Source organism: Protofrankia sp. Cas4, from assembly GCF_963555915.1.
GTDB lineage: Bacteria > Actinomycetota > Actinomycetes > Frankiales > Frankiaceae > Protofrankia.
In genome coordinates this window covers 2,506-3,027 of record NZ_CAUVXL010000206.1, presented here as the reverse complement: position 1 = coordinate 3,027, position 522 = coordinate 2,506, and the positions used below count along the sequence as shown (strand labels likewise).

1 protein-coding gene is annotated in these 522 nt (G+C 72.0%); it reads right to left on the bottom strand.

Translation table 11 applies throughout. The features are described from left to right. Nucleotides 1-522, bottom strand: a 522-nt coding sequence (locus U9979_RS18955) for a tetratricopeptide repeat protein (protein ID WP_322780442.1), incomplete at both ends; no start/stop codon positions are given.

The following is a 522-nucleotide window of genomic DNA, read 5'->3' as shown; positions in this document are numbered from 1 at the left end:
GCCAGCGCCACCGCCTGGTTGTTCAGGTCGGTGGCGACGGCGGGGTGGTCGGGGCCGTAGGCGGCCTCGTGGATCGCCAGTGCCCGTGCGTACAGCGGCAGCGCGTCGGTGGCCTGCCCCAAGGTGTACAGCGCCGTCGCCTGGTTGTTCAGGTCGGTGGCGACGTCGGGGTGGTCGGGGCCGTAGACGGCCTCGTCGATCGCCAGCGCCCGTGCGTACAGCGGCAGCGCCGCGGCCGGCTGGCCGTGTTCGCCCAGGTAGGCTCCGGTCCGGTCACACAACCAGGACAGGCCGTCAATGGCGGCATCGGGATCGGTATGCCCGAGCACGGCGCTGACGTGAGGCAGATAAACCCGCCAGGTCGGCCAGGCCTCCGGGTGCCGCATGATGTCTTCGGGCAGAATGCCGCGGAGCAGCCGGATCAGGGTGCCGGCCCGCACCTGTCGTACCTCACCGCTCATGGCCCGGCGGGTCGCGGCCTGCACCAGCCGGTGCACGTCCACCGTGTCCCGGTCACGGCGA